The sequence below is a fragment of the Mycoplasma bradburyae genome, from assembly GCF_024339025.1.
GTDB classification, from domain to species: Bacteria; Bacillota_I; Bacilli_A; order Mycoplasmatales; family Mycoplasmoidaceae; genus Mycoplasmoides; species Mycoplasmoides bradburyae.
On the sequence record NZ_CP101415.1, the window covers coordinates 417,043 to 443,691 of the forward strand.

Consider the following 26,649-nt stretch of genomic DNA (forward strand, 5'->3'; position numbering starts at 1 on the left):
AATATAAAAAAATGACCCCGAAAGGTCATTTTTAACTGCTTTTTACTAATTTGTGGTGGGAAGTGGGAGCTATTCGTTATCGTCATAACGATTCGAATCAAAGAAGTTCCCTTCTTGATATGAATCCGGATCAAAATGCTTAATCTCAGGTAGATCATCAATTGATTCAATCCCGAATAAATCAAAGAATTTTTCAGAAACATTATATAGGAACGGTCTTCCTGGAGTATCTGCTCTACCGATTTCAACAATTAAACCTTTTTCTAGTAAATTATCAACTAAATTTAACGAATCTACACCTCTAATTTCATTAATTCTAGTTCTAGTACAAGGTTGGTTATAAGCAACAATTGCTAAAACTTCCATTAACCCTTTGTTTAATGGATTTTTGAATTTTTCAGATACATAGCGTTGCATCTCTTTTTTAACATCAGCTTTAGTTAAAATCTTATATCGCCCACCGTAGTTTTTGATTGTTAAACCAAAGTTTTGATTTTGATCATAACTATAAGTCATTTCTTCAAGTTCTTTAAAAATCTGATCTTGATGTAATCTTGGTAAGATCTTATTTAGTTCTTGTAGATTCATACCATTTTTACCTGCAACATATAATGCAGCTTGAATAATCGCTTTTACTGATAACTCTTTTTTATTTTGATCTTTACTTGGCTTATCTTTTTCTTCTAAATCATCAACAATTTCACTGGTTTGTTCTATCGCTTCTCTTACTGATTGATAGAATTTATCGTTATCATCAGTTTCAAAATCAACTGTTGAACTACCGATATCTTCGAAAGTTGGTTTTTGTTTTTTTTCAGTTAATTTATCAACTTGTTCAGAAAACTCTTTTTGATCTTCTAAGATTTCTTTTGTTGATAGTTCTTCAACTTCCTTTTTGTTGCTTAGTTTAAATTTTTTAGTTATCTTTTTTATTTTAGTTTTTATCATAGCTTATATATGTGTTTAGGTTTAATAGTTTAATGTATTAACCAATTATTAGTTTGATTCGTTATCGTCTTTTTTGATCTCTTCACCATCTTCATCAAGATTGATTAAACCAGTATGTAATGCTTCTAATTTAGCTTCCGAATCATAATCTTCTTGTTTGTCATTAATTAGATCTTCTAGTTGTTGAACAATTAGATCTGCTTCATATAAGATTTGTTTTGCCGTGGGTTTTTTATTCTTAAGATCAATCACTTGATTATTTTCATCAACTAAATTTTGTTCTTTAGCTTTATTTAATTTTTCTTGTTCATCGATCTTTCGTTGATTAATTCTGATATTAATTTTTTCTTCTGGAGATAGTTTTGCATAATCTTCCTTAGAAACATAATATTCACCATATTTTTTCTTAAAGTACTCTTCACGTTGTTTGAAGAATGCTTGACGACGTTCTTCTTGAATCTTTTTAATTGATTCTTGCAATTCTTCTTCGTCTTGTTTCTGGCGTTTGATTGCATCTTCAATTGATTCTTGAACTACAACTATCTTAGAAGTATCAACTAAAGAAATATATATTAAATCATCATCTTCTCTTTGATGCAAGTCAATTTTTTGTTCGCGTACTAAAACTAATAAACAAACAAAAGCTGTTACAAAATATCTTAATGATAATTTTTTCTGATCAATTTGACTAAAGATTGTTTCTAAATCAGTTGATACATCATATTTATTATCAAGTTCTTTTTTAATAATTTCTAAGATTTCAGCTTTAACATCTTCGATTGATAACTCTTCAATAACAATCTTATGTTCTGTAATGGTTTTAATTTTAAGTTTTTCAAAAACTCGTTCCATTGCTTTTTTAAGTTTCTTAGGATTAACATAATCTGGCAATGGTGCTTCTGGTAAATCATTAGTTGTTAATTTGAATACATCTCAGTCATCTTCTTCTTTTGAAAATAATGAAAATCTTTCAAGTTGCATTTTGTGTAGTGATGGCAATAATTCTGAATAACGCTTATATTCAATAATTCTCTTTACAATTCGATCGCGTTCGTCATCATTATTAAGATCAACTTTTTCTTCAGTATCAAAATTAGGAATAGATAAATCAGATTTAATTCTTAACAACTCACAAGCCATATATAAATAATCTGATACTACATCTAGATTAATCATATGCTTGTTAATGTATTGGAAATATTGGTTGGCTAATTCAAAAAGATCTAAAGCCATTATATCCATTTTTTTATCTTTAATAAGATGAAGTAATAGATCAAAAGGACCACTAAAATGTTTAAATGATAGGTTTAAAAAGTCGTCAGTGATATTAATATTCAACTCTTCTATTAAATCTTCTGGCTTTTTGGTATTTTTCTTTCTGCGTCAGTACTCAACCTTAAACTCATCATTAATTTTAGTATCAACTAACTCAAAATCAGTGTAATCGACATCAACAAATAGATCACATTGATAATCATCTTCCAATTTAGAGATGACCAATTCGTCAGCATACTTAATTGAGTTTTCAATTATCTTCTTCCCGCCGATGATAAATAAATCTACAACACTAAAATCGATTAATGCTTTTTTAATATCCGAATATAAGAAGATTTCATTGTTATTCCTTAATTCATTTTGATGTTTTTTAGAAATTACGATATTAGCTCGGTTATCTAAAATTTTGTTAATCGCAGTATAAGTGTTATACCCCATAATAATCGGGTGATTAAGTGTGCTTTCTCTAAAATGTTTTAGTTCACTTTTAATATCTCACGGAAGTTGATTGTCTTTAGCTATTCCATGATTAATGTCTTCACACCAGATAAGTTTAATCATATTTGTTGAGTTGTTATTTAATTTTTTTAACACATTAATTTTTTAAAAACACTTTAGTTTTTCTTATTTTTATTTATAAAAATATAAAAACAGTTACCATCTAATGTGATAACTGTTTTAATTAATATTGAGTTATTTTTTAACAAAATCAGCTAACTGTTTATTATAAGTTTCCTGAATTTGCTTTCTTATGCTGTTAATAATATAAGTTGATTCAGATCTTGAATAATCAATTGGTTTTAATGGCTTTAAGAATTCAATGTAGATCTTTTTAGTTTTAGCTTTTCTAAAACCTTCTTGAACCGGTCTCTTCTTATTTGAAATCTTCTCCATTCGTCCTTGTGTGTTAAATAAACTAAAAGGAACGATAGGGCAAAAAGCTTTGTAAGCAGCTTTGATAGAACCAGCTTTAAATTCAGCTAACTCATGCGAAAATACTCTTGTACCTTCAGCAAATACGCAAACTGAGGTGTTTTTTAATAGTTCTATCTCATCTAAAGTTGCTTTAGCTGCTTGTCTAATACTTTGTCGATCAATAAAAATTACATCAATTAAAGACATAATCTTACCAATAGATTTCTTTTTTAATTCAGCTTTAGCGACAAAAGTTAATTCGGTAATATCTTTTAAGTGGTTAGCCATTCAAATCATTACAAATGGATCAATGTTTGATTTGTGATTTCCGATAAAAAGAACAGGTTTATTAGGAATTAAATCTTCGTTTTTTAACTCGATTTTTAATCCTTTAAAAAATATTATCCGACTAGCTAAAATATATACGGTTTTAAAACGATTTTCCTTTGTATAAAACGTTGGATTATTCTTATAAATACTAGCTTTAATTAGAGCTACAAGATATCTAATTGCAAATTCTAAACCAACAAAAGGAAAAATTAAAAAGCTTAATAAACGTATAATAAAACGCATTAAACTCTTTCAGCTACAGCAACTGCAACTAATCTTTCACCTTCGTGTGAAATTGAAAGGTGCAATTTAATCTTATCGTTTAAAGAACATTCATAAGCACCATTAATCTTACGAATTTCTAATTGAGTGAAATCATCTCAAGTTCTAAGAGCTTTAAAAATAGCTTCTTTAAAAGCTCATCTAATAGCTAAAAAGATGTTTTGGTTATTGTCTCCGATAACAGACTTATATTTATTTAATTCGTGTTCTGTTAAAAGTTTCTTTACAAATTCAGGTGATTTCTTTTGTTGAAATCTTGAAATAGTTACTGAGTCTATGCCAATTCCAATAATCATTGTCTTTATTCCTTATTTATCAATGTTTTATTACTTTTATGATTATATAATAATCAATAAAAAACAATTAAGCATTATTATTTGGATAAGATTTGCTTAATTAATCTAATATCCTTATTCATTTGAGCAATGGTATTGTCAATTTGTTTGATTTGACTAATTGCTAATGATAAGTTCTTAATATTATTATCCATTAAATTAGTTTTATTCATAAAAGTAACGCGATCATAACCATTTTCATTCATTTCTTTTATGATGACTTCTTTTTCGCCAATTACATCTTTTAAAGTTTTAACTTGTGAGTTAAGTTCAGCGCATTGCTTATCAAGTGATTGATAACGCTTGTATTCTCTTTCATAAAACTTTAATGTTTCTACAACTATATCAAGTAGTTTGTCGATTTCTTCAGGATTATATTCACCTGCATCGTTATATTTTAATCCTAATTTTTCGATATCAGTAGAAGTAATTATTTTCTTTTTATCGTTCATAGCTATTTTGGTTATTTTATCTTTTTGTATATTTTAGAATATCAAAAACTTTTATAATTTGTTTTATGTCTAGTAATACTTATTCAATTAAAAAGTTATCAGATCAAGTAATTAAAAAATTTATTGATCAAATAAAGGAATTCGAGATCGATAACAACAACGAGTTTGTTTATAAACGATTTAATTATTATGATTATCTGATTATTAGTGTTTATAAAACTAATAGCATTCTTATCCAACCTACAAAATTAGCTAATTCTAAACATCTAAATACTTTTATTAATAAGTATTGTTTTTGAGAAACTAATAATAAAAATCAAACAACTTTAACTGATAAAACTACTTATAATAAGGTTCAAAAACAAACTAAAGCAAGTTCTAACCGTTTTTATAAAAATGATGCTTTATATTTTGATTTAACTAACGAATCAACGATTGGTTGTGATGAAGTAGGCGTTGGTGAGTATCTTGGTCCTATTGTTACTTGTTGTGCTTTGGTTAAAAAAGATGATTTTAATAGAGTCATCGAACTAGGAGTTAAGGACTCTAAGCAATTAACTGATGATAAGATTATCAGTATTGCTAACGAACTTAAGAAGTTTATTGATTATCAAATTTTTTGTTTTGATTCTACTCCGAGCGCTTTATGTTTTAACGAAATGTATGATAAATTAAAAAACATTAATGCGCTTAAAGCTTATATGCATAATGCGGGATTAGATGCTTTTAATAAAAAGTATTTGATTAAAAACAAAATTGTGTTGGATGAATTTGTAACTTCTAAGAAATATTATGAACATCTAAACAATTTTAATATCAATCCAATCATTAAAATTGATTACATGACTCAGAAAGCTGAATCTAAATATTTAAGTGTTGCAGTCGCTAGTATATTAGCAAGAGCATACTATCTAGATCTATGTAAACAGTTGCTAGCTAAAATAAATTATTTTGATGATTATAAAAATATGCTAGGTTCAGACAATAAAACGCTTGAAAGAATTAAACAACATATTAAAGCTAATAAAGACTTAGTAAATTGAAGAGAGATATTTAAAGTTTTTTTTAAACCACTTGAAGAGTTTTTAAATTCACTTAAGTAATTATAGTCATTCAAGTTATCTCCTTATAATAATTTGCGTATATTAAAGATATGCTTAAAGTATTTATAAGGAAGAAAATATCATAATAGTGTTATTAAAATTTATAAATTGATTTTTGTTTAATAAAGCTATAAGAATGTGCGTTTTTATAGGATTACTTAGAATTTAGTTTTTGCTATAATACAAAATGTATATAACAACAATTATAGATAGACAATATTTGTTTCATTATTAAAAAGAGATGAAACTTAAAAAAATTAAACAACTTATTTTACTTAGTAGTTTAGGAATTAGTGTGATTGCTAGTTCTTGTACTGATAAATTGCCTACAATTAATCCTGGAAATAAAATAGAAACAGAAAAACCAAGCAATCCAAATCAAGAAAATCCGTCACAGCCTACTGATCCGAATCAACCAATAACTCCAGATAAACCAACAGCTGTTTATCCAAAAACATTTACATCTAAAGACGCAAAGATTAATCTATCAGTTAAATCTAACGAAATAGTTTTAAAAAATAAATTTAATTCAAAAGATATTAATGATGCTGCATTCTTTTTAGATCAAGTAAATCTTGAGAAAAATCCAGATAATAGTGCTGATATATCTTATTATTCTTATAATGTTCCTAAAGCATTAAACGATTTAGCAGATTTAGTTCATACAAGAGAACAACAAAAAAAGAATGAAACTAAAACTGAAGAGAATAAAGAAGATAAAGCTAAAACTGTTGATGCTAAAAAAAGTGAAAGTGAATCTAAGAAAGAAAAAAAATTAGATTTATTCAATGTTAAATTTGAAGAATTTAGCAATCCTTTAATCTATGGTTTAGATCTTTGAGGAGTTAGCGCGATTCAGTTTAAAGAAGATGATTTAGATCTTTTCTTATCTTTATTCAAAATTAATAATAAACCGATTAATAAAGTTTGAAAAGGTTTAGCATTCACCGAAGGTCAAGAAGACTTAAAGAAAACTTTTGAAGATGTGTTTGCTACTCAATTAGGTATTCAAAAAGATTCTGAAGAATTTAGAAAACAATGAGAACTTCATTACGGTAAGATAAATTTATTATTTACTGTTGATAACTTATTTGTTTTATTTAGAATTAGCGGGTTGTCAATTAATAAGCTTGATAAAACAATTTCTGGTAAATTAAATTTAGCCATCGGTGCTGATCCGCAAGGTTTAGCTAAAACAGGTCCTGAATTAGCAGAATCAAAACCAACTACTAAAACAAACGATGAAACTTTTGAAACATCGTTAGATTTCACAATTAAAAACGCTTTTTAATTAGTTTTTTAATTACATAATAACTACTCAAAATAATTCATTCATAAAGTTATTGATTCAAATTTATCAATAACTTTATTTTTAGTTTATCAATATTTTGCTACTTTTATAAAATATATCTAATATTGCTCTTATAGATGCAAAATGAATAATAAAATATATCTTTGTTTTGATGTTGGAGCTACTTCAGTTAAGTATGCTTATATTGATTCTCTTAATTTATCAATAATTAAAAAGGGGTCATTTGAAACTAAAAATAGCAAAGGACTATTTGAAAAAGAAATGTTGATAACAAATCTTGTTAAACAAATAGATCTAGCAACTAAAAATTACGAAATTGTTTTTGTTGGAATCGCTACTTTTGGTGGGGTTAATATTAAAACTAAAACAATTATCTACACAAATGAATCAGTTAAAGAGTATCTTCATACGAACTGGGATGAAACGATTAACAATAACAGACAAAACAAGATTGATGTTGTTGTTTTAAATGATATTAAAGCTTGTAGCTTAGCTGAGTTTGCTAAAAAAGATAATGATAATGGAATAATGGTAACATTAGGTACAGGATTTGGTGTTTGCTTGTATTCTAGACAAGATGTTTATTATGGAGCTAATTATTTAGCAGGTGAGATTGGTGTTTTAAAAATTCTTGACGGGGTTGATCAAGATATCGATACAGCTTGTTCAGCAGTAATTACTACAAATAAAATAAAGGCGATTTTAAAAATAGATAACTTAAAATTAACTGATCATAATCTTATCAATGTTAACGAACAAGCTAAAGCTATTAAACAAGAATGGATAAACAATATTGTTAAAACATTTAAGATTATCAATGCATTTTATGATCCAGAAATCTTTATTATTGGTGGTGGAGTTTCAAGTGATGAATTAATTATCAATGAAATCAAAAATAACCTACCTCTTAACTTTAATAAGGAAGTAGTAGGCGCTTCATTAGGGAATGATGCAGCTTTCTATGGATTAATTGAATATTATCAAAAACATTACAAATAAAAAATCCCTCAGATAATTGAGGGATTTTTTATTTCATCATTTGGATCTTTTAATTTTATTAAAACATCTTAGATAAGCTATCCATTTTTACGTCTTTCTTATCTTCTTCTGAAGCTGCGAATAATGGTAAAGAATGACATCTCATAGATTTAGCTTTAACTGAAATTGGGAATGATACGATTAATTGGTTAAAGTCAGTAACTTTAGTGTTGTATAATCTTCTGCTTGCTGAGATTTCTGCTTCAATGTATTGACTACTGCTCATTAATTCAGCAATAGCTGAAGAAGATTTTAGGTTAGGGTAATTTTCAAAATTAACATTAATTGCTTTTGAAATAGAATTCATAATTTTTTCATTATCGTTAATTTTGTTAATATCACTGTTAGAACCTGATAAAGAGCGCAATTTAGTAATGTTTTCTAGAGTGTTTTTTTCAAAATTCATTTGCGCTTTAACTTGTTCTACTAACTTAATTAAAGTATCTTTACGTTTAACTTGGTTAATATCAATCGCACTTGCGGCTTGATTGATTTCGTTTTGCTTTCTTCTTAATTCATTACCTCAACCATATCATTTAATAGTTAAGATAATCCCGCCAACAATAGTTAGTCAAGCAAGAATATATAAAAATCATCATAAACCAGAGTCGCCACCACTAGCTTGTGCATTATATGTAGTATTGTCTACATTCGGGTTAAAAGCTTCGGTTTTCTTATTAGGATCTACTAACATAACATGTATATAAATTTAATCTAGTAATTGATTTAATTCTAATAAATTATTTTTTAATTTAGCGATCGATGCAGTGATTATTTGATTATCTATATCTTCTGGAGTTGTTGTATTAACGAAGATAAAATAGCCATCATCATTTGCTTGAACATGGACGTAATTAGAACAATTTTCTCTAATTTCATCTAATAATTCTAAATAACGTTGATTAGCTTGATTCTTAAGAATCAAGAATGGATTAAGAAGATTAATACTTCTTTTAGCATGATTTATTTCGAAATTAGATTCGTTATTAAGATCTAATTTAAAGTTCTTAGCAATATTGAAGTATGATTTATTCTTATTATTAGTTATTGTGAAATTGTGGTTATGTTTATTTTCTTTTTTTAAGAAATAAACAAACTTAGGTTCATAAACAGGATAATATCTCACATAAGGTACGGGAATGATTTTACAACCCACATGAGCACCTACTACTGGAACATAATCAATTTCTTCGTATTTTTCATAAGCATTTTGTAGGATTTCGTATTTAAAAAATTCACCTTCTTTATCAATTTTAGTAATTTTATATCAAGATTCTGTTCCAGGGGTTGATTTATTTATATATAGTAAATTATTTCTAAATACTTTAGATAAGATGTATTCATAATTCAATTTCTTAGGAATAATTGATTTTTCAAAAGTATCTGAAGTTGAGATCTTGTAATTTTTATCTTCGCTATACCATTCACGACTAATCGTTGGTGATATCATAAAAGGAGTAACTCGTTTAGCTCAATTTGATAAGTAATCGCTAACAACAGTTTTAATAATTTTGATTAGTTCTGTAATTGTTTGGTATTTATCTTTAACTAAATACTGAACATTAAGATCATTTAAGTGATAAGTTAAATCTAAATCAGCTTCTGTATATGTAACTTTTTTAAGTGAATTGCTTAATCCGGTATCAAAACCTTTTAATTCACTACTTGTAATTGTTTTTGGAACATTAACTAAAATACGATCTAATTTTTTGAAATTAATTCAGTTATTAGGATTTTGATATCATTTAACATAATCTTCTTGAGCTTTGATCGTAAAGAATTCTAATAACTCAGTATTAATTTTGTTATTTTTGTTGGTAATATTCATCAATTTTGAAAATTCTTCATTTTCAAAATTGATACGGTTTTTATTTTTTTTAGCCGCTTTTTTATCTAACAAATTAGTTTCAAAACTAAAGCCAGGTTTGAAATTTGTTTTAAGAATTTGGTGACGTGTTGCACGAATGAATGGAGTGTTTTCGTAGTGATATGCAACTAATGTTTCATAACGGGTAATAGTTCTTCTCGAAACACTACCATCAGAATTGATTGAAACAGAGACATCAGTATATGGGAATGACATTTGATGACTGGTCGTAACGTATTCTCATTCCTTATGTTTAGCAATACAATCAAGAATTGGTGTGTTTTTATATTTTAGAGTTATCGCACTACTAACATCTAGCAATTCTTTGTGATTCTTTTTTAAATAAGTGTAGATATCTTCATCGCAATCATTCTCAAAATCCATATTAAGTTTTCTAGCGACATACTTCATTAATTCGTTGTAATTAACACGAGAAGCGAATTGTAAACTTAATGAATGATTAACATTTCAGATATCATTTGTTTCAGCTAATCTTGAGCTTTCAAATTCTTCAAATGCTTTAATAGCTTTCTTGTTTTTTAAGAAGATTGGTAATAAGAACAGACCGATAATTAAAAAGAATGAAAAGATAATAAAACCATTACCAATCTTTTTACCTCGGATATTATTCTTAGTATAATACTCCTTAATTTCTTTTAATAAACGGTCACATTCTTTAATTAAAACTTCTTGCTTTTTGAAAGGACTATGATCTTCGTTGATTATTGTAGATAAATATTGATCAACTAACGGATCAATAGATTCAGTAATTTTGCCATAAAAATTATTAATCGGATCTACTGCAATCTGAACATAATTTAGATGATATTTATCATGATTTTCGTCTTTTCATTTATTCTCATTATAATCATTAACAAAAGTTGGAATAGCTAATTCTGATATTGTATTAGAGTCAATTAAACTACTTATGTTAAAGTTTGTTTTTTTAGAACTTTCTAAGTGATCATTTTCAGCATTTTCAAAAACTATAGGTTTAGAATCAGTTGGTCTGACTTCTTTTGGTTTAAGATCTATAAGAATTTCTGCATTGTTATTTTCAGGCATTTCGCTATTATCAGTTACTTTGTAACTAAGTTCAGGTGCTGATATAACAATATCGTCTTCAGAATTAGCTAATTCTGAAGGAATTGCATTATTTTGGTTAACTTCAATCTTAGTTGATTGTTTTTTCAGAACAACATTTTTGGTATCTATCCCACCAATCTTAGGGGCTATTTTAGCTATTTCTTTATTGGTATCATCATTAGTAGCTAATGAACATAAATCATCTGCATCAGAAACTTTGATATTTTCTTCTTGTTTGTTATCTAAAGAATCATTATTATTTAATGATTCTTCCTTTGCAAATTCCGATTCATTTTTTGTTTCTTCTTTAGTTTTATCTAATGATTTGGATTGCTTGTTTTCTTCTAAATTAGATGGTTCTTCTTTTTCTATATCTAGTTTCTTATCTACACTTTGGTCTGCTTTATTAGATTGATCTTGATTATTGTTTTTAGATATTGTAATACTATAATCTCAATCTTCGTTATTATCAGAAAATTCTTTTATAAACATATTAATAATTTACGTGAATTACTTGTTTAGTTAATTATTATTTAATAATTAAAAAACTAAGCATAGTTACATTTATTTTATTAGAAATAAAAAAATGCGTTATTTTATCTTTCTATATATTTAATAAAAAACAAGAGATAAATTCTATTTATCTCTTGTTAATTAGAAAATTGCAAAAAAAGAATTGATTAAAATTGTTGTTATTTAGAGCTAACACCAGTGCTAGTGCTTGTAGTTGCAGATGCAGATGCGCTACCGCTCATCACAGATCCACTAGCTACCGCATTACCTTCAGTTGTTGTAGTTGCAGGGGCTGTTGCGCTAGCTGATAAAAAATCTGTAAGTTTAATAGGGTTAGCGGCAGTTACGGTAGTTTGTTTTTTAACAAATTTAACAGTAATAGTTATACTTGTATCTTCTTTTTGACCTAGAACTACAGATAAGCTTCAACCATTAGAAATAGTTTCTGGATATGGTGTGGCTAATTTAAAGCTCATATCAGTAAGTTCGGAAACTTTAACAGTGTTTCTTTTAACAACCATCTTATTTTTAACTATTGAAAAGCTATCGCTAGTTAATCCGTTAATGTATTGTTGAACATTAGCTACTTCAGATGAAGGATCAATTGGCATTCTATTTGTTGAACTATTTGATCCAGTTGTTTTAGAATTCATAGATTGAGTTGCTGATTTAGAATCATCTTTACAACTAGCAGCCGCTAAGCTTAATAAAGATCCTACACTTAATAAGCTAATTAATTTGAAAATATTTTTTCTTTTCACGAAATTTACTATCTTCCTTGTTAATGATTTAAATCTAAATTTTCTCTTATAATTTTTAGTTATTTAAATCCTCGAAAATTCTAACATAGCAAGGATATATGTTGTATTTTTTACATTCCAGTATTAACTTTTAGTTAATTATTATTAATTGAAGCTATTGAAACAAATTTAATTTAATCGATTATATTTTGGTATTAAAAAGACAAACCTAATTATGTAGTTTCTAGAACGGTATAAAAATTATAAAAAGTTAAACAATAAAAGATGATTGAAATTGAGGCATTAAAACTTCTCAACAAATGATTAGCTTTTAAATATAAATTAATCTAAAAATATAGATGTCTAAATTATAAGATTAACATAACTAATAATATTTACAACCAGCAGAACTATTTATTGGAATAAATATCACTTATTATTATCGTATTTGAATTAGTTAAAACCCTTTAAAATAAAGAGTTTTATTGATAGAAAAGCGAGTAAGTATTTTTCTATTAAAAAAATTTCAAAAAAACAATTGCTTAGGTATTGATTTTTTACAAAAATGCGTTAATATATGGTTGTTTAATAATATATAAGAGAGAAAATAAGAAAACTTTTATCATTATGAAAGGTTTATGAACTTTTTAAAAATTACTAAATGAAATTTAAGATCCAATAAAAAATAACTTATTAACAGTATTAAGATTATTCGATTTTAAATTCTAGAGATTTTTAGAAAATCTTTAATAAATCGCAATTTATTATTTTAAAAAATTAAACACAATTCAGTTTATTAATAAAAATTATAGGTACTACATATGATTTTTCAGAAAAAAAGAGAATTACTAATAAGCAAACCAAGAGTTTATCTTAACTTGAAATCAAGAATGATTTCTAATTTACTAAAGATTGATCGCGAAACCGTTACTCTTCAATTAGAATATAACTGAGCTGCTGATAAATCAGGTAACATTGCATTAATTAATAAAATTAACAAACTTATTGATAGAAGTTGAAATACTAGCCTTAAAAAGTTGGTTGCTAAATTCAAAAAAATTCAAAAATGAACTGAAGATGAAATTAAATACTTTTCTTCAAGCATTATTGAATTACAAGATAAAGAATTATCACTGTTTCTAAACATAAACAATAGAAACGACAAAAAAGGTTTATTAAGAGTGAAGAAGCAAAGTAGTGGACTTTTTAATGTAACTAGATCTGTCGCATAGCGTCATTTCTAGTAATTCTCTTAGTATCTAACATTTATATAAAAGCATTTTTGGGGAAATGCTTTTTTATTCGCTTTGTTGACCGATATCAAGATGTTAATAAAATAAATAATAAAAAAATATAAGCTTTAAAAGCTTATATTTTTGCTACAAATGTGTGTATAATAGAAAAATAACCTATGATAAATTTAAGAAAAATCTTTTTTATTCTTTAATGAAGTTACTTTTACTTCGTCATCATCTTCTTCTTTAGGTTTTTCTTCTGAATTATACATTGAAAAACCATTACCAAAAGTACTTATAAAAGTATCCATGTTTTCCATAAATTCACTGAATTTTTTTGAATGTTCTTCAGATTGTCCATCACCAAACAAAGCTTCATTAACTTTTTGGAAAACTTCTCCTAAATTAGCAATGTTAAGAGTATCTATAGAATCTGGAATTTGTCCAGTAAATTTACTTATATTTAACAATTCACCAATAGCTGCATATTTATCAAAACCCAATGCTTTTAATAAATCGCTTTCGCTAACATCGTCGGTTACATTTAATCGTTCTTTTAGTTCTTCTTTAGATAACTTAAGTATTTGTGCTAATTTCTCTAACATCTTCTTTCGCTTTTCTTTCTTGAATTTCTAATAATAATGTTTTAGCAATAATTAATTGTTTCTTTTGGTATTTGGTAATTCTAAAAAAACATTGATTCTTTTTGAAAAATAAGTTTGTAGCTGTTGCTATATCAAGATAAGTGCTACGTTGCTTTGTATACATAAAGAATCCAAAAATCCCAAATCCTAATACTATTAAAAAAGCAATTAAGAATAATCTTGATTCAATTAATTGATAAGTTTGACCATCGGCATTTTTATCCATCATTACCATTATTGTGGTGTTAGGTATTTTATTTTGATTTTTAAAAAAGATTGATAATCCGATGATAAAAACAATAATACCGCTTAAAAATCCGACAACCATCATTATTCATGGTTGTTTTTTATTTCTAATACATCAATCAATCGATTTGATTATTTCGCTAATGTTCCGATTGGATCTCATGGTTCTAGTAATATCGGTTTTTTATCAAACTCTTTTTTAAGATTTAATTTATCGATTAAATCTTCAAATAATGGCTTAGTAATTGTTACTTGGTAAGTAAATTTTTTGAAGTAAGAATCTGACATTACAAAAAAACCTTCGTGACCAACATCATTACCTCATGAGTTTTCAATCTTCCATTTGTTAATCTTTAAATTAGCCATTGCTTGATTTAAGTATTCATAAGCTTGTTTAGTTTTCTTAGTTGATACTAATTTGTTAAATTCCATATCGATATCTAAGAAACTATCAAGATCTAAATCAACACCAGTAATCACCATAGCATGATTAACTGCTGATAATCAATAATCTAATTGATCAGCTTTTTCAAGACTTAGATCAATATTGAATAATGTTTCATAATCAAATGATTGATCATCTCAGAAAGTTCTAGCTTGGTTTAAGTAAATTTGTTTTACTTCACTACCAAATCATACAGGGTTTTTATTTAACAATTGTTTGATTGTTAAATAACTAAATAAACCTTGTTCTAAGTTGTAATGAATAACTTCTTCACCTTCAACTACGTTGTTTAAGTATTTAACACCGAAAGTTTGGTTAAATGGTTTCTTAATTGATGGTGCGTTGATAACTGAGATAAAACCTTGATTTTCAATTAAATCACTGAAATATTTTTGATAAAAACTTAATGGTGTGTAGTTTTTTTCTGTGATTTTTGATGAATGATAATTAAATCTAGATTCAGAACCATCACTAGAATCACTCTTAGTTATTTTTGTATAACTAAAGTCAAAACTACTAGGTAATTCACCATAAATTGTGCTTAGTAAATAGAAAACATCATCTAAAGCCTTAGTTTTGATTTTTTGTAATTCTTCAACTGGTTTATCTTTGTTTTCAAGAATACTAGCAGCAGCTTTATTTAATTTCAAGTTAATTAAGTAATTAACTTGGTTAGTTGATGAAGTGTTAGCAGTATCTGGCATTACGCTCTTAGGTACTAATCCATATTTTTTAATTACGTTAGTAAGCATAGTTCACTGACCACCATCAGCAACACCATTTCTTAAGATGAAAGTTAAAGTACGATCTCTTAATTTTTCATTTCTTAGATCAATAACTGATTCTAAGAAATAGTTACAACGTTCAAATTTATCTCAGAAAGCTAAGTAGCTTTGTGATAATTCTAAATCGTCAATATTAAGTTCTTTAGCTAAGTAATATCTTAATAAGTTCAATCCAGCAAAGATTCAGCAACGACCAGTTTGGAATTGGTTTACAACATCTAAACTTGGTAGATCAACATTGAAAGATAATGAGTTTTTTGAAAAATTATACCCATTGTAAGCTACAGCTTTAGCACCATTAGCATTTAAGATATTAGTTAATTGTTTGTTAAATTTAGATCTTGATAATGCCTGGATTTGTTTAATTGAGTCTTTTAGTTCTAATTTTGACATTATTTAACTCCTTTTAGATTAGTTCCTAATGGATCATAACCATCGATTAAGATCGGTTTAGATTCAATTGCTTGTTTTAAGATCTCTTTAGTTTTTAGTTGTTTAACTAAATCGATTAATTCTTTATTAATGAATTTTGGATTTGCGAAGAAGTTATCAGCTGCATTAGTTGATACAACCACATCAATTAAGTAGTCATTGAATCAACTATCAGTCATGTAATAGAATCCTTTAACTCCAACTTTACCACCTCAAGAGTTTTCAATTCTTCATTTCTTGAATTCGAAAGTGTTAGCTAATTCTAAAGCAAATTCGTATTGGTTGATCTTCTTAGTTTTCTTGTATTTTTGAACTAAAGCTTTTTGGTTATTTAAAGTTTTTTGTTCGTCAAAATCAACGCCGCAGATAGCCATTGCGTGGTTAGATGAAATGAAGTGGTGTCTTACTTGTTGATTACGATCGATGCTAAAGTCAGAGTTGAATAAAGCGTCATAATCAAAGTGCTCGTTATCAAAAGCACCGGTTTTATTATCACGGTAGTGTAAAACATCAGCAGCAAATCACATTGTTTGCTTAGAAATTAAGTTAGCTAACGTGAATAATTTAAGGATCTTCTTATCAACATTTAAGAATGTGAAGTTAGCAGCTTCAATAATATTATTAGAATCTTTTAATTCGTATTTTTGGTTGATCTTGTAATCTTGATCATTACCAATAGTTCAAAGATCTAAAAATTCAGCTGAATCATACTTAACGTATTCTTTAGCGAATTCAAGTGGAGTAATACCTTTGATATAAGAGAATTCAGCTTTAATTTCTTTGAATTCTTGCTTATCTTTTTCTTCTTGTTTCTTAAGTTCTTCGGTTTGTTTGTTTGCTTCTTTATTTTCTAAAGCTTTGTTTTGTTCAGATTTCTTAGAATCTTCTTCTTTTTTATCTTTTTCCTTGTTTTCTTCTTCTTTTTTAGCGTCAGCTTGGTATTGTCAATCAAACTTAGTAGGGACAGGTCCATAAGCTAAAACAAGCATTTCTAACACTTTTTTAAGTGTTGATTTGATAATATCTTCTTGTTTTTTACTATCTTTTTGATTAGCTCTAATTTCTTTAGTAGCTTTAATTAATAAGATTTGTAATAACTCATTTAATATGAAAGTATTATGACCTGAAAAACTATCAGGCATAATTTCTTGAGGAACTAGACCATATTTATTAACTAAGTTATCAAAATAACCATATCAACCACCGTCTTGTCCTGCGTTTCTAAGTTCAGAATTTAGATCACGGTCATCTAGGTCGATATTAGCTTTTTCTACCATCTTGTGTAAGAAGGTGTTAGCTCTTTCATATTTGTCTCAAAAGTCCATGTAAGTTTGAGAAAATACGAAATTAGACATCTTTAAGTTGTCAGCTGTTCTTCTTCTTAAAGCATTAAGACCAGCGAAGATTCAACATCTTCCACTCATATCTTGATCAGTAATGCTAAAGCTTGGTTTTTGTGCGTCGATTAAAAACTCATTTAAGTTCTTATCAGGGTTAAATACATTAGTAGCTAAAGTATTAATATCATTAGTAACTAATGCATTTCTAGTTAATAAATATTCACGGTTTTTTTGATAACTTAAATTTTTCTTTAAGTATTTTTTGTAATCTAATTTATTGTTTTTTTCCATAAGATTTAGTACTTTCTTATCTCTCTTTGAATATCGCGATTTTTTATTGATTCTCTTTTATCGTGACGTTTTTTAGGTTTTGCTAGATGAATACTAACTTTAATTTTATTTTTTGAAAAATAGATCTGATAAGGAATAATTACCATCGATTGTTGTTTTCTTAATAAATCGATCTTTAAGATTTCGCTTTTATGTAATAACAATTTTCGTGTTCTTGTTTCATTATTAGTTTTTGAAGTATCAAACTTATATTTTGGGATCAATAAGTTTAAAATATATGCTTCATTTTTTCTAATAATGACATAACTATCATCAAGACTTCCATGGTGTAGTGCTAATGATTTAACTTCATTACCTGAAAGACTTATGCCTGCTTCGTATTTATCTAGTAGTTCGTAGTTGTGTTTAGCTTTTTTATTATTAACTAATAATCTCATTAAGCTTTTTGTTGTTTTTTGTTTTTTACCATCTCATCAAACTTAGTGTTAAGTTTCAAGAATAAAAAGATGTTTATTGCATTAATTAAGAAAAAACCAACTATTAATAAGTAACCGAAAACATCAATTCCTAACTCATAAACATTAGTTGATGGTATATTGCTAATTTTAAAAGCATATCCAAAATGATCGCCAATCATAATATCTTTACTAGCATCAGGGAATTGAGTAAAATCAGTAATCAATAAACCTAGAATTAATATAATTCCGCAAACTAGTATAAAAAAACTATAACCAAAAGTTCTGTAGTTAAAAATTACTTTACTTTTCTTATCTAGTTTTAAATAATTCTCATCTTTAAAACTATAACCATAATAGAATAAAGCGCTAATTACATTTATTAAAAATAACACAATACAACAAACTCCATAAGCCGATAAACTTAGTGAAGTATTAGTTTTCATATATGATCCGATAATAGGATCATTGTTTGGTGAAAATAATCAAAATAATCCAATAGCGCTATCAGTATTTGGTTGGTATTGTTTAGGATACACTACACCTATTAGGATTAATAAAGATAATAATAATAGACTAATTGAAAAAATACAAGCAACTAAAAATCTTCAAAAATCAACTTTGATGAAGTTGAAAAATTTTGAATTTTTTCTAGAGTCTTGTAGTTCTTTTTGAAGTTCTTCAATTTTGCTATCAATATCTTCGGCTTGTATTTTTATCATTTTACTAAAGTTTCATCCTTGCAATATCTTTAGATAATCAAATCGAGTTAGTTTCTTTTACTTGAATCATATCTTCGATACGAATGCCTCCTACATCTGGGATGTAGATACCAGGTTCAATAGTAACGATTGAATCAACACCTAATTTTTCATTAAATGCGCTTGAAACGTTTGGTTTTTCGTGAATATCAATTCCAACACCATGACCAGTTGAGTGAACAAACATTCCTTTGAATTCTGATTCATCAACTAAATCACGACAAACCTTATCAACTTCTTTACCAGTTAAATCGGCTCTAGCAGCTTCAATTCCTGCCAAATTAGATTGATCAACTAATTTATAAGCGTTAATTAATCTTTGGTTTTTTGGTTTGTTTAAAACTCAAGTTCTAGTAATATCTGAACAGAAGCCTTGGTAGATTGTTCCAAAGTCTATAGTAATAAAATCACCATCTTCAAACTTACGGTTAGTAGGTTTGTGGTGTGGTTTAGATCCATTTGGTCCAGATGCTACAATCGGATCGAAAGAGTTTTTTTCACCACCAGCTTCAATTAAAGCGAAAGTTACAAGTTTAGCTAGTTGCATTTCAGTCATGCCTAACTTGATCATTTCTGGTAATTTATTACCAACTTCTTTTGTAATATCGATTACTTTAATTAGTTTTTCAAGTTCAGAAGGAGTTTTAATTGCTCTTAAACTTTGCGTATCAATTGCAGTTTGTTTTTCGCTAATACGATCTAATAATCCTTGGTATTGGTAAGTTAAATAATCAGCTTCTATTAATAAGTGCTTGATATTTAATTTTTTTGCTACATCAGTTAATGCGTTAGCTGTCATTAAAACTACTTCAGTATTTTTAATTGATTTAGTAGCAGCCTCAAAATAACGCGAGTCAATTATTAAAACAGAATTAGACTTAGTAACTAATAAAAAACCAGCAGACGAATTAAACTCTGTAAATCATAAACGATTTTGATCAGAAGCTAATAAGATTCCATCTGCGTTGTGTTTATCTAATTCTTTTTTAATAATGTCGTGTTTGAATTGAAAATCTTCTAACAACATTATTTACGTTTAACCTCTTTGTGCATAGTCGCTTGACGACATCTTGAACAATATTTGTGTAAGTTTAATTTTTCAGGGTTTTTCTTCGCATTTTTTCTTGTAATGTAGTTAATTTCATTACAAGTATCACACCCTAATCTAGTTCCACGTTTTTGTGCCATATTTTTATTACTTCCTTATCAATTTTTTATAAAATAGCTTTTTTATTTTAAATTTTTAATTTTTTTTGCAATATATTATTTTAAATAAAAACAAATAAAAAAACGGCCGATATTAATCAGCCGTTTAGATTTTTAGTATGAATTTAATAAAATAACAAACTCATTAGGACGATATACCGAACCTTGAAACTCAGTTAACGGTATACTTATTTTCAACCGTTTTAATTGTTGATTTAGTTATTTATACTTTAGAATGATTAATAAACTAAATGAGTTTGTTCAAAAGAAAAGTGTAATTAATGGCGCGCCGAAAGGGATTCGAACCCCTGACAACAGGCTTAGAAGGCATGTGCTCTATCCAACTGAGCTACCGGCGCAATTGAAGGTATTTATATTCTTACCTTCTATAATTATATAATATTTTTTTGAATTATTCACGAATTAATGGAATAACTAAGTTATTTACTCCACCATTTGTTCTTGAAAGTTCTGCTGATGGTAAGTAATGGACAATCAATCCTTGTTGCAATAATAAGTGGTTGGTAATCTTATTACGATCATAAACGACCACTTCATTTGACTTGATCATTAAAACTTCTAAACAAGAATTATTCGATTCACTAATCGCATTCATTTCATCTCCACCACCTGATAAAATAAACTTCGGTCTTCTTTTGATTAATAATTCGATTAGTTCTTCAAAAGTGATTTCGATCTGTCTGAAATCTAATTTATTCAACCCATCAAGATCTTTTTGTTCTGAATCTAATAATTCAAAAAAGATAATCTCACCAATTACTTTTTGATTAACAATAAACTTATCATAATCAAGTGAAGTGATTAATTGGTTCATGCTAATGAATTCATCGCTATTCTTTTTAGCACATACAATAATTCTTAAGATTTTGTTATCTGGATCGTTATAAAGATTTCTTGCAAATACTTCAATACCTAAAATGTTAGTGTTTTGTGAAACACTAATAAGTAACGTATCATTATTAACTAATAAGATATCATCACTTGATAGATAACAGTTTTCATTATCTCTTGAGAAATACACTTTAACATTGTTAAATCTTGGATGGAATTTAACTAGATATTCATAAAACAAGGTATGTCTATTAAAGTAAGGATCGTTGTGTTTATAGATTACAACTCCATTACCAATGGTTGAGAAGTATTTAGATTGTAATAAGAAATCATTAAGTGGTTCTATATAATAAGCGCTATCATCTAATACAAGATCACTAAAACGATCAATAATTAATGAAGGTACTTCATTTTTCTTAACACCCGCAATCATCGCGTTAATCATTTCTAGATTGCTATCAAAACTTCTAAAGTAATTAAATAAGGTGTCAAATGCTGATAAACTAGTAACCTTAGCTTCAATAATAAAGCGTTGAATAAACTCTTCTTTTAAACTTACATCGATCTGATCTAAAGCTGATGCAAGCATTAAATTAAGGTAATGTACCTTAACACCGCTTTTTTGTAAAATCGCACTTAGAATATCATGTTCTTTTTGAATTCTTTCTAAGTGTTTAGAACTACTAAACGTTTGGTTAGGTTTTTTAATAATTCTCTCAACTTCAATTCCAGGACGGTAAATAATTACTTCTTTAAGTTTAGAAGCATTACTATACACATTAAAGTCAACACTTGTCTTAGCTTTTAATCTATTTGTTAGATCGTTGATTGTTGTAAGTTGAGCTTTAGCTTTTACTTCATTTTTCTTGTCAACTTTTTTATCAACTTTTTTTGCTGTTCTTTTTTTGGTTTTTTTCTTTTTAGGTGCCACTTTTAAACCTTAGATAATTAAATACTTTTATAATTATATTATTAATAAATAATAATTAATAATACTTTGTTATAAGATGAAAAACACTCATTCTATGATAATCGCGATCGCTGGTGGGAGTGGATCTGGAAAAACGACAATAACCCAATCGATCATTGATGCGATTAAAAAGGATTCTAAGCTTAAAGTAGCTACGGTTTGTTTAGATAATTATTACAAACCTTTTAGTGATCTATCACTAGAAGAAAGAAAAAAAATTAACTATGACGATCCAAATAGTTTTGATTTTAATAAGGTTTATAATGATCTATTAGATCTTAAAAATAACAAAAGTATTAAAATGCCAATTTATGATTATAAAAATTACACTAGAAAATCAGATGAGTATATGATCATAAATCCAGCGGATATCATCTTATATGAGGGAATCTTATCATTGTATGATGATAAGATTCTAGAACTAGTTACCTTTAAATTATTTATTGACACTCCATCAGATGAACGATTAGCTAGAAGAATCGAGCGTGATTGTTTAGAACGTTCAAGAGATATCAAACAAGTTTTGTATCAATGACGTAATCAAGTTCGCATAATGCATCGCAAATATGTGCAAAAACAAAAAGAGGATGCAAACTTAATCTTACCTTGATATACTCTAAATAATGAAGGTATGAATATTATTGAAAATGCCATTATTCAGATGGCAAAAAATTAATTGTGTATAAACTTACTCACCATTCTCGAATACGAGCTATTCAACGTTTAGTTTTACAAGAAAAAAGTGATATCTTTATTGATTCTGAAATCAATGATATCTTAAGAGGTATTTTGCCTTATTATATTGATAAAGCAAATAATGGTTATTTTGAAATTCCTAAGAAGTTTTTAATTGAAAAGAATAAGAGAACTTATGCTGTTATAAATCTTAATGATAATGTTATAACCACAATAAGTCCGATCTCGCCAAGTAAGTTTATTAAAATTTATGCTATGTCTTAATAATTAATTGACCTATTCATCAATTAAGTATTCATAATCACAGATAACAATAACATCATTGGGTTTAGCACCCATACTTTTTAGTTGATCTTCAACACCAATCGCCTTAATTTTTTGACCAAGTCTGGTAATGTTATCAAGAGTTGTTTGTGGAATTTTTTTAAATCAATAAGTAAGTTTTTTAGAAGATACAATCCAGCGATTTTCTCCATCTCTTGTTACATCTAATGGATCATCATCAATCGCTTTTTCACCGTCATAGTGATAGACTTTTTCAACCACCGAAGGTGTTGAAAAAGGATTATCATCGTTTGAGGTATTAAGTGTTTTTTCATAAAGATTAAAAACACGATCAATTAAATTACCAACATCACCGTTGATAGCAGAAATAGGTCTTATATCGATATCTTTTTTTGCTAAATATTCACGAATTTTATTGAAATTTTCAATAGCACCTTCAGCATCCATTTTATTAGCTACTACTAACATCTTTTTATTAACTAATAATTGCGAATACTTCTTTAATTCGGTCATGATTTTTTCATAAGCATCAATGACATTATCATGATCAAATGGATTCATTGAAATTAAGTGAATTAATACTTCACAACGTTCAACATGACGTAAGAAATCATGCCCTAAACCATAACCTTCACTAGCATTTTCAATTAAACCAGGGATATCAGCAAATATAAGACGTTTGTTATTTAATTCAACCATCCCAAGAATTGGTATTAAAGTTGTAAATTGATAGTTAGCAATCTTTGGTTTAGCATTAGAAAGTTTGGAAATTAAAGTAGATTTACCAGCATTAGGATAACCAACAATACCTACATTAGCTAAATATTTTAATTCTAATCGAACTGAACGAACTTCACCTTCATCACCTAATTCATAAAGATTAGGAGCTCTTAGAGTTGATGATTTAAAAGCAGCATTTCCGCGACCACCTTTACCACCATTACAGATAATGAATTCTTGTTTATCGCGAACTAAATCAACGATAATTTCGTTTGTATCTTCATCATAAACAGTAGTACCTATAGGAACTTTAATATATTTATCTTCACCATTTTGGCCAGAAGACATATCAGGTTTTCCATTATCACCATTGCTTGCTCGAATGATCTTAGAATACTTAAGACTTAATAATGTTGATTGGTTGTGGTCAGCTACTAAAATAACATTACCGCCCTTACCACCACTACCACCAGCTGGACCACCTTTATCATAGTGTGCTTCTCTTCTTCAAGCGATGATACCATCGCCACCATTACCAGCAATTAGTTTTAATTGACAACGATCTATAAATTGCATATTACGATTTTATTTATTCTTATCAGTTATTTTTATTGTTTCTTCTTGTTCTTGTTTTTGTTTTAGTTTATTGATTTCTAACTTGCGTTGGTTTTTATCTTCAACTTCATTAACTAGATCGTGAAGGTATACATAATCATTATATTGATCAAATTTAATTAAGAGTTTATTGGTAATAAAAACTAAAAAGAAAAAACTAATACTAAAAACCGTTATTACTAAGACTATTCTAGCAAAAATGATTATCCCTTGGTTAGCAAAATTAAATAATCCAGAAAGGATCGTTGTAATCATTGCTAAACTAAAACTATATGTTAATGGAATGAGATCATAAGCGGTTTGTTTGAATAAATACTTAATAATAAGGATTAAAATAAAATACACACCAAGAGGTGGGATTAAAAAAATAAGAATCAACAAATTAAAATTTCTTTCATTGATTTGCTGATCATTTGTAATTATTACTCCCTCACCTAATAACCAGTTAAGTTTAAGTAAATTAAACTCACCTAGCAAAACTCAGATAGTTAGATAATACCCAAAAACAAAAATTAACAAAAATAATGTAATAATTCAAGGTTTGGTTTTTTTGTAGTGTGAGCTTTTAAAATAATCCATAGAATTACTATCTAATTATATAAAATTAAGCGTATAAGAAAAAAACATATAATAAAAAAATCAGTAACAACTATTTTATAAAATATTGTTACTGATATGATTTAAGATTTTTTTTATTTTATTTAGGAATCATTTCTTTGGCAGCAGTTATAGCAAACACCGTACCAATAATAGCCCCGATACAGATTAATACTAATAAGATAATGATAAAGACTTTGCTTCAAAGAGATAAATTATCTAATTTAGATTTACTTTGGTATTCATAAACTTCATTATGAGTATTATCTTTATTAGTTAAATTTAATTGGTCTTGATTGATGCCTTCTTGAATAATTTTTGTATGTGATTCTTTTATTTCTTCAAGATCGGGTTGATTGGTTTGGTTAGTTAGCTCTTTTGACATCTTCTAAATAAAATTATTTTTGATTTTTAGCTTGTTGGTATAAAGCACGTAACATTGGCGATAAACCTAAACCAGCTTGGTCAGATCCAGTACCAGCAATATCACAGTGGATTAAATCAACACCTTCAGCAAATTCATTTAAGAACATAGCAGCTCTTGATGAACCAGCGTGTGGGCTGTTTGTTGAGTTAGCGATATCAGCTAAAGGAGTTTTTAGAGTTTCTAAGTAATCTTTATGCATAGGTAATCTTCAAACAGGTTCACCAGCGTCTTCTGCGTTTTTCTTGAATTCTTCTCAGTATTTATCAGAAGTTGAGAAAATACCAGTGTAAGTTTTACCTAGAATGTAGCTCATCAGACCTGTTAAAGTTGCAACATCAAAGATTCTAGTAGCTTTAAGATCTAAAGCAGCATATGAGATGGCATCAGCTAATACTAATCTACCTTCAGCATCAGTGTTATCGATTTCAACAGTTTTCTTGTTGTAAGCTACAACAATATCATCTGGACGTTGCGCTTTAGGACCGATTAAGTTTTCGGTTAATGGAGCTAATGCGATTACGTTGGTTTTAATCTTGTTTTTAGCTAAAGCTAAAACAGTAGACATCACAATAGCAGCACCTGACATATCATATTTCATATGTCTCATGTGAGGACCAGTTTTTAAGTTCATACCACCTGAGTCATAAGTAATACCTTTACCAACATAAGCAAATACTTCTTTAGAAGCTTTGTTGTTTAAGTATTCAACAACTAAGAAACGGCATTCACGATCAGAACCTTTATTTACGCCATATAAAAGGTTAAGTCCCATCTTTTTAACTTGTTCTCTGTTATATACTGAAATCTTAATGTTCTTAAGATCTTTGAATTCTTCTTTAAAGATTTCAACAAATGATTCTGGGTATAAAACATCAGATGGTGTATCTTGAAGTCTTCTTGATAAAGTCATAGCTTGAGCTATGTTTTTTGCAGCATCATAAATTGGTTTGTAATCTTTAGTAACCTTTATTACAAAACTAGGTTTTGTATCAGGTTTAGTTTTTCTAGTAAATGGAATAACGCTAGCATATTCGATTGCGCAAGCAAGAGATAAAGCTACAGTTTCAGAATCGATACCAATATCTTTTTCAACTAGTGATAAGAAACTATCAACATCAACTTCTACTTTGTCTTTTTGCGCACAGAACATTTCAACTAGTTTCTTGTATAGCTTAACACCATCGTAGTGTGACATGAATTCAAACAATACGATTCCATCTTCAGTTTTAAAAGAATAGTCTTTTAATTTATTATTAACTTTAGCTTGAACTATTAATAATTTTTTAGAAGATGCTTCAGTTTTTTTAGTTTTTGTACTCATTTCTTTCTTTCTATTAAATTAAAGATTAATCGTAACTTTTACGATAATTTAATTTAAATTAAAATATAAACATATTTTATTTAAAATTTTAACATTAAAAAAACGTTAGTTGCATAATCTGATTTATTTT

Annotated in this window: 27 protein-coding genes and 1 tRNA gene; 6 read left to right on the top strand and 22 right to left on the bottom strand. The window is 27.5% G+C overall.

What is annotated here, in order from left to right; all coding sequences use genetic code 4:
• Window positions 1-69 precede the first annotated feature (69 nt).
• From scpB to NMG77_RS01710, 5 genes are all read right to left on the bottom strand, one after another.
• On the bottom strand, window positions 70-948 hold the full coding sequence (gene scpB, locus NMG77_RS01690) for an SMC-Scp complex subunit ScpB (protein WP_255046025.1): 879 nt from the start codon (window positions 946-948) through the stop codon (window positions 70-72).
• Between the two features lie 48 nt (window positions 949-996).
• Window positions 997-2,817 (bottom strand): segregation/condensation protein A, encoded by a 1,821-nt coding sequence (scpA, locus tag NMG77_RS01695; protein WP_255046026.1) that lies wholly within the window; start codon window positions 2,815-2,817, stop codon window positions 997-999.
• Between the two features lie 99 nt (window positions 2,818-2,916).
• Window positions 2,917-3,711, bottom strand: a complete 795-nt coding sequence (locus NMG77_RS01700) for a lysophospholipid acyltransferase family protein (protein WP_255034975.1) — start codon at window positions 3,709-3,711, stop codon at window positions 2,917-2,919.
• Window positions 3,711-4,046, bottom strand: a complete 336-nt coding sequence (locus tag NMG77_RS01705; RefSeq protein WP_255034976.1) for a holo-ACP synthase — start codon at window positions 4,044-4,046, stop codon at window positions 3,711-3,713. The genes NMG77_RS01700 and NMG77_RS01705 overlap by 1 nt, the downstream gene beginning before the upstream one ends.
• Window positions 4,047-4,123: 77 nt before the next feature.
• The gene (locus NMG77_RS01710) at window positions 4,124-4,537 is read right to left on the bottom strand and encodes a hypothetical protein (RefSeq protein ID WP_255034977.1); all 414 of its coding nucleotides are present in this window, start codon (window positions 4,535-4,537) and stop codon (window positions 4,124-4,126) included.
• 65 nt (window positions 4,538-4,602) lie between these two features.
• Here NMG77_RS01710 and NMG77_RS01715 point away from each other — a divergent pair, with 65 nt between their 5' ends.
• The 3 genes from NMG77_RS01715 (at window position 4,603) to NMG77_RS01725 (ending at window position 7,951) form a co-directional block, all read left to right on the top strand.
• Complete coding sequence (locus NMG77_RS01715; RefSeq protein ID WP_255046027.1) at window positions 4,603-5,640, top strand: ribonuclease HIII; 1,038 nt, start codon at window positions 4,603-4,605, stop codon at window positions 5,638-5,640.
• 241 nt (window positions 5,641-5,881) lie between these two features.
• On the top strand, window positions 5,882-6,931 hold the full coding sequence (locus NMG77_RS01720; protein WP_255046028.1) for a hypothetical protein: 1,050 nt from the start codon (window positions 5,882-5,884) through the stop codon (window positions 6,929-6,931).
• A gap of 144 nt (window positions 6,932-7,075) precedes the next feature.
• A complete protein-coding gene (locus NMG77_RS01725) occupies window positions 7,076-7,951 on the top strand; it encodes an ROK family protein (protein WP_255034980.1) in 876 nt (291 codons plus the stop codon).
• A 58-nt stretch (window positions 7,952-8,009) separates the two neighbouring features.
• Here NMG77_RS01725 and NMG77_RS01730 read toward each other — a convergent pair whose 3' ends face one another.
• From NMG77_RS01730 to NMG77_RS01740, 3 genes are all read right to left on the bottom strand, one after another.
• Complete coding sequence (locus NMG77_RS01730) at window positions 8,010-8,684, bottom strand: LemA family protein (RefSeq protein ID WP_255046029.1); 675 nt, start codon at window positions 8,682-8,684, stop codon at window positions 8,010-8,012.
• A 15-nt stretch (window positions 8,685-8,699) separates the two neighbouring features.
• Window positions 8,700-11,435 carry a hypothetical protein gene (locus NMG77_RS01735; RefSeq protein WP_255046030.1) on the bottom strand — a complete coding sequence of 912 codons (2,736 nt, stop codon included), beginning with the start codon at window positions 11,433-11,435 and terminating at the stop codon, window positions 8,700-8,702.
• A gap of 200 nt (window positions 11,436-11,635) precedes the next feature.
• Window positions 11,636-12,217, bottom strand: coding sequence for a hypothetical protein (locus tag NMG77_RS01740; RefSeq protein WP_255046031.1), 582 nt, complete (start codon window positions 12,215-12,217; stop codon window positions 11,636-11,638).
• Between the two features lie 800 nt (window positions 12,218-13,017).
• Between NMG77_RS01740 and NMG77_RS01745 the strand changes: the two genes are divergently transcribed.
• Entirely contained in the window at window positions 13,018-13,428 is a 411-nt protein-coding gene (locus tag NMG77_RS01745; protein WP_255046032.1) for a hypothetical protein, read from the top strand.
• 188 nt (window positions 13,429-13,616) lie between these two features.
• On the opposite strand, the gene NMG77_RS01750 is transcribed toward NMG77_RS01745, so the two are convergent.
• From NMG77_RS01750 to NMG77_RS01795, 10 genes are all read right to left on the bottom strand, one after another.
• Complete coding sequence (locus NMG77_RS01750) at window positions 13,617-14,036, bottom strand: hypothetical protein (RefSeq protein WP_255034988.1); 420 nt, start codon at window positions 14,034-14,036, stop codon at window positions 13,617-13,619.
• The gene (locus NMG77_RS01755) at window positions 14,008-14,484 is read right to left on the bottom strand and encodes a hypothetical protein (RefSeq protein WP_255046033.1); all 477 of its coding nucleotides are present in this window, start codon (window positions 14,482-14,484) and stop codon (window positions 14,008-14,010) included. The genes NMG77_RS01750 and NMG77_RS01755 overlap by 29 nt, the downstream gene beginning before the upstream one ends.
• Window positions 14,454-15,944 carry a C1 family peptidase gene (locus NMG77_RS01760; RefSeq protein WP_255046034.1) on the bottom strand — a complete coding sequence of 497 codons (1,491 nt, stop codon included), beginning with the start codon at window positions 15,942-15,944 and terminating at the stop codon, window positions 14,454-14,456. The genes NMG77_RS01755 and NMG77_RS01760 overlap by 31 nt, the downstream gene beginning before the upstream one ends.
• The gene (locus tag NMG77_RS01765; RefSeq protein ID WP_255046035.1) at window positions 15,944-17,614 is read right to left on the bottom strand and encodes a C1 family peptidase; all 1,671 of its coding nucleotides are present in this window, start codon (window positions 17,612-17,614) and stop codon (window positions 15,944-15,946) included. The genes NMG77_RS01760 and NMG77_RS01765 overlap by 1 nt, the downstream gene beginning before the upstream one ends.
• 5 nt (window positions 17,615-17,619) lie before the next feature.
• Window positions 17,620-18,051, bottom strand: coding sequence for an SsrA-binding protein (smpB, locus tag NMG77_RS01770; protein WP_255034992.1), 432 nt, complete (start codon window positions 18,049-18,051; stop codon window positions 17,620-17,622).
• A complete protein-coding gene (locus tag NMG77_RS01775; protein WP_255046036.1) occupies window positions 18,051-18,791 on the bottom strand; it encodes a hypothetical protein in 741 nt (246 codons plus the stop codon). The genes smpB and NMG77_RS01775 overlap by 1 nt, the downstream gene beginning before the upstream one ends.
• A 4-nt stretch (window positions 18,792-18,795) precedes the next feature.
• Window positions 18,796-19,857 (bottom strand): aminopeptidase P family protein, encoded by a 1,062-nt coding sequence (locus NMG77_RS01780; RefSeq protein ID WP_255046037.1) that lies wholly within the window; start codon window positions 19,855-19,857, stop codon window positions 18,796-18,798.
• Window positions 19,857-20,018, bottom strand: coding sequence for a 50S ribosomal protein L33 (rpmG, locus tag NMG77_RS01785; RefSeq protein ID WP_255034995.1), 162 nt, complete (start codon window positions 20,016-20,018; stop codon window positions 19,857-19,859). The genes NMG77_RS01780 and rpmG overlap by 1 nt, the downstream gene beginning before the upstream one ends.
• Window positions 20,019-20,318: 300 nt before the next feature.
• Window positions 20,319-20,395: transfer RNA gene (locus NMG77_RS01790), tRNA-Arg, on the bottom strand.
• Between the two features lie 53 nt (window positions 20,396-20,448).
• Window positions 20,449-21,819: an arginine deiminase family protein gene (locus tag NMG77_RS01795; RefSeq protein WP_255046038.1), complete on the bottom strand. Its 1,371-nt coding sequence runs from the start codon at window positions 21,817-21,819 to the stop codon at window positions 20,449-20,451.
• A 76-nt stretch (window positions 21,820-21,895) separates the two neighbouring features.
• On the opposite strand from NMG77_RS01795, the gene udk reads away from it, so the two are divergent.
• Both udk and NMG77_RS01805 read left to right on the top strand, forming a co-directional pair.
• On the top strand, window positions 21,896-22,534 hold the full coding sequence (gene udk / locus NMG77_RS01800) for a uridine kinase (protein ID WP_255046039.1): 639 nt from the start codon (window positions 21,896-21,898) through the stop codon (window positions 22,532-22,534).
• 2 nt (window positions 22,535-22,536) lie between these two features.
• A complete protein-coding gene (locus NMG77_RS01805) occupies window positions 22,537-22,818 on the top strand; it encodes a hypothetical protein (RefSeq protein WP_255046040.1) in 282 nt (93 codons plus the stop codon).
• A gap of 12 nt (window positions 22,819-22,830) precedes the next feature.
• Here NMG77_RS01805 and obgE read toward each other — a convergent pair whose 3' ends face one another.
• The 4 genes from obgE to NMG77_RS01825 form a co-directional block, all read right to left on the bottom strand.
• The gene (gene obgE / locus NMG77_RS01810) at window positions 22,831-24,135 is read right to left on the bottom strand and encodes a GTPase ObgE (RefSeq protein WP_255046041.1); all 1,305 of its coding nucleotides are present in this window, start codon (window positions 24,133-24,135) and stop codon (window positions 22,831-22,833) included.
• Window positions 24,136-24,144: 9 nt separating this feature from the next.
• The gene (locus NMG77_RS01815) at window positions 24,145-24,753 is read right to left on the bottom strand and encodes an MPN565 family protein (protein ID WP_255046042.1); all 609 of its coding nucleotides are present in this window, start codon (window positions 24,751-24,753) and stop codon (window positions 24,145-24,147) included.
• Window positions 24,754-24,871: 118 nt separating this feature from the next.
• Window positions 24,872-25,156: a hypothetical protein gene (locus NMG77_RS01820; RefSeq protein ID WP_255035002.1), complete on the bottom strand. Its 285-nt coding sequence runs from the start codon at window positions 25,154-25,156 to the stop codon at window positions 24,872-24,874.
• Window positions 25,157-25,169: 13 nt separating this feature from the next.
• On the bottom strand, window positions 25,170-26,519 hold the full coding sequence (locus NMG77_RS01825; protein ID WP_255046044.1) for a leucyl aminopeptidase: 1,350 nt from the start codon (window positions 26,517-26,519) through the stop codon (window positions 25,170-25,172).
• Window positions 26,520-26,649: the final 130 nt, after the last annotated feature.